This is a genomic window from Micromonospora sp. WMMD736 (genome assembly GCF_049179015.1).
Taxonomy (GTDB): domain Bacteria; phylum Actinomycetota; class Actinomycetes; order Mycobacteriales; family Micromonosporaceae; genus Micromonospora.
On sequence record NZ_JBMHMI010000122.1, the window covers coordinates 1 to 2569 of the forward strand.

At 68.8% G+C, this 2569-nt stretch carries 3 protein-coding genes; 2 read left to right on the forward strand and 1 reads right to left on the reverse strand.

The features are described from left to right. A partial coding sequence (locus ACN269_RS34470; protein ID WP_421477487.1) for a hypothetical protein occupies nucleotides 1-561 on the forward strand: 561 nt, incomplete at its 5' end. A 22-nt stretch (nucleotides 562-583) separates the two neighbouring features. On the opposite strand, the gene ACN269_RS34475 is transcribed toward ACN269_RS34470, so the two are convergent. Continuing rightward, the gene (locus tag ACN269_RS34475) at nucleotides 584-1609 is read right to left on the reverse strand and encodes an NAD(P)H-dependent glycerol-3-phosphate dehydrogenase (RefSeq protein WP_421477488.1); all 1026 of its coding nucleotides are present in this window, start codon (nucleotides 1607-1609) and stop codon (nucleotides 584-586) included. A 109-nt stretch (nucleotides 1610-1718) separates the two neighbouring features. Here ACN269_RS34475 and ACN269_RS34480 point away from each other — a divergent pair. Then, nucleotides 1719-2569: hypothetical protein (locus tag ACN269_RS34480; protein ID WP_421477489.1), on the forward strand; the 851-nt coding region annotated here is incomplete at its 3' end.

Below are 2569 nucleotides of genomic sequence, written 5' to 3' on the forward strand. Positions count from 1 at the left end.
GATGCTGCGCCGTACGTCGCGACGGCATACAGTGAGGCCGTGCTGAGCAGAATTCTGATCGGCGCGCTGGGGGCCGTGGGGGCGGTCGCGATCGGTGCGCCGGGTATGGCGACGGCCGAGCCTGCACCGCCGCCGGCGCCCAACATCAATGCCTACGCGCCCGTCAAACCATCCGAGTACGCGGTGATGGACAACGCCTGGTACGCCTTTTCCACCCCCGACGGCCTGACCTGCGTGTTGCAGCGCAGCGGCGGTTACGGCTGCAGCGGCCCGATCCCGGGCGCACCCGACGGCGCCAACCTGGTCAGCGGCGGCCCCGGGACGCCGGGCTGGTCGAACACCGCGGGCCCGCTGTTCGGCAACGTCGGCGAGGTCAAGCCGTTGCCGGCGCACTCCCGGATCAGCTACCAGACCGTCAGCTGCGGCACCGACGGCGTGATGACGTCGTGCGTGAATGCGCGTGACCATTCGGGCTTCGTCATCAGCCCCGGCGGCAGCTACCTGCTGACCAACAACCCGATGCTGGACCGCTCGGACGTCGGCGGTAACTGGCCGTTCTGATCGGTCGACTGAGCCTGCCGGGTCAGAAGCCCGCGCCGTGCACCTCATGGCCGGGCTTGTCGACCATCAAGCCGCGATAGGCGTTCTCGACGGTGGCGCCGTGGTTGACCACGCTGTCCACCTCGCGGGCGATCGCCATGTTCAACCCGTACTCGTCGGCGAACTCCATGATGACGCTGGCGGCCTTCACGCCCTCGGCGACCTGATTCATCGACGCGATGATCTCGTCGATGGGTTTTCCCGCGCCGAGTTGTTCGCCGACGTGGCGGTTTCGGCTGCGCTGGCTGGTGCAGGTGACGATCAGGTCGCCCATGCCGGCGAGGCCCGCGAAGGTGTCGCGGTGCCCGCCCATCGCCTCGCCGAGCTTGGACATCTCGCGAACCGCCCGTGCCATCACCATGGCCCGGGTGTTCTCGCCGATGCCCAGTGAGTAGCCCATCCCGACCGCGATCGCATACACGTTCTTCAGCGCACCGGCCATCTCCACGCCGATCACGTCGTCGGTGGTGTAGGTGCGAAACCGCCGGGTGCGGAACAACTCGGCCAGCCGAGCCGCCAGGTGCTGGTCGGGCATGGCCAGCACCGCCGCGGCGGCGTACCCGTCGGCGACCTCGCGGGCGATGTTCGGACCGGCCAGGATCCCGGCCGGATGCCCGGGCAGCACCTCGTCGACGATTTCGCTCATCCGCTTGTTGGTGCCCTGTTCGAGGCCCTTGACCAGCGATACCACCGGCACCCAGGGTCGCAGTTCCCTGGCGAGTTCGGTGAGCACACCGCGGAAGCCGTGCGACGGGACCCCCATGACGACAACGTCGGCGCACCCGGCGGCCTCGGTGAAGTCGGTGGTGGCGCGCAACGTCTCACTGAGTGCGACGTCGCCGCCGAGGTAGCGGGAATTGCGGTGGTTGTCGTTGATGTCCTTGGCGGTGTCATCGGACCGCACCCACTGGACCGTCGGGGCACGCCGTGAGCAGATCGACGCCACCGTGGTGCCCCACGATCCGCCACCCAGGACGACGACACGCGGTTCACGCTGCGCGGATGCCATGGCATTCAGGTTATGACGGCGCACCGGCCGTGGAGGGCAGTTCGGCAATTGGTGCTCGTCTGGTCGTCGGTCGCGGGTGACAATGGACGCACGCTGCGGAGGGGGTCCGGTGTCACTGTCGACTGTCGAGGCGTCGCAGCCCGAACGCCTCGTTTCGGCGGCCGCAGCGATCGGCGGCAAGATCGCGCAGCTCGACGGCGCAATGGCCGAGCAGCGCCAGGCCTTGGCGCAGCTGCGGGGTTCGTGGGAGGGCCAGGCCGCCAACGCCGCGATCGCCAAGGCCGAACAGAACCTCAACAAGCAAGAGGAACTGCGGGCCCGGCTGTCGGCGTTGCAGTCTGCCTTGCAGTCCGGTGGTTCGCAGCTGTCCTCGACGAAGCGCGCCGTGCTGTCGTTGGTCAACACGCTGCGCGCGACCGGCTGGCAGGTCGCCGACGACGGGACCGCCACCGCACCGCCGTTCCCGCCGCTGCTGAAACTGTTCGAGCCGGCGTGGACGGCGATCATCCAGAAGCTGTTGGCGGTGTTCGACCAGATCGACGCGCAGACCGCGGCGGCGATCACGGCGGCACTGGGCGGACCGGTGCCCGAGACGCCGGCCGGAACGTTGGGTGACCCGCGCAAACTGCCGCCGCCGGGTACCAGTGCCGAGGACGTCAAACAGTGGTGGGACTCGCTCAGCGCCGATGAGCAGCGCCAACTGATCGCCGAGCACCCACCGGAGCTGGGCAACCTCAACGGCATCCCGGCCGAGGTGCGCGACGACGTGAACCAGGCGGTACTCCAGGATGACCTCGATGTGGTGCGTGACGCGGCCGAGCAGCACGGGGTGTCGGTCGACCAGGTGCTCGACGACCCGGGCCAGTATGGGTTGACGTCGGCCGATGCGACGCGTTACACCAATGCGGAGAAGACCCAGCAGGGCCTGGCCGACACCGCGGGCAAGGTGCTACCCGACGG